2 tRNA genes are annotated in these 896 nt (G+C 54.7%); both read right to left on the bottom strand.

Features of this window, described 5'->3' with window-relative positions:
- Positions 1–216 precede the first annotated feature (216 nt).
- Positions 217–292, bottom strand: a tRNA-Ala gene (locus tag ABKW30_RS29245).
- A gap of 135 nt (positions 293–427) precedes the next feature.
- A tRNA-Ile gene (locus tag ABKW30_RS29240) sits at positions 428–504 on the bottom strand.
- Between the last annotated feature and the right edge of the window lie 392 nt (positions 505–896).

Raw genomic sequence — 896 nt, 5'->3', positions numbered from 1 at the left:
CCTGACGACATTACCCGGCGTTCACGGCCATAAGGCCTGCAGATCAGCACCAAAAGGCGCAAACCCTTGAACATCCGGAATAATCCGAACTTATCTTCTCTTCACAATTTCATACAGAACACGCAAAACATCAGGCTCTAAGCCAAATGTCTGCAAACATGGTTCTTTAAATGATGCTTTTGATTTCAACCAGAACCTTGCCAAAGACAAGAACCTTGGTGGAGGCGGACGGGATCGAACCGACGACCCCCTGCTTGCAAAGCAGGTGCTCTCCCAGCTGAGCTACGCCCCCGTAAGGTATGGTAAACCTCATCTGTCAATCGGCACTGCGAAGCAAAGCTTCGCAAGGCCGACCGGCCGTCGCGGCTGACACCGCGTGCCCGCGCAGCACAGGTCCGAAGGACCGTACATGCGTAAGCGATGAAGATGGTGGGCCTGGGAGGACTTGAACCTCCGACCTCACGCTTATCAAGCGCGCGCTCTAACCAACTGAGCTACAAGCCCTGATTTGACAGCAAAACCGTCAAACGCAGCGCGCTTACGCGTCGCAGCTCGTGCCGTGCGCCCGTCCTTAGACGGTAGGTCACCCAATCATAGGCCGACCGGCCGTCGCGGCTCGTGCCGCGCCCTCGCGGAGCACAGGTCCAAAGGACCGCACGTGCGTGAGCGCTTACAAAAACATCAAAGAAAGAGAAACGTAGGCGGCAGTCCGCGCATTGTATGCACGATTGTCAGGCTGACTGGCCTGCAATCTTTGTTCTAACAAGAAGTCTATACATGGTTCCGTTAGCTTACCCAAAAAGTCATACAACTTTTTGGGCAACGGAACGTCCGTGATGAGACATCTTCCTTAGAAAGGAGGTGATCCAGCCGCAGGTTCCCCTACGGCTACCTTG

The organism is Phyllobacterium sp. SB3 (assembly GCF_040009165.1).
Taxonomy (GTDB): Bacteria; Pseudomonadota; Alphaproteobacteria; order Rhizobiales; family Rhizobiaceae; genus Phyllobacterium.
Note: the sequence above shows the minus strand (reverse complement) of the source record. Positions and strands in the feature narration are given on the sequence as shown.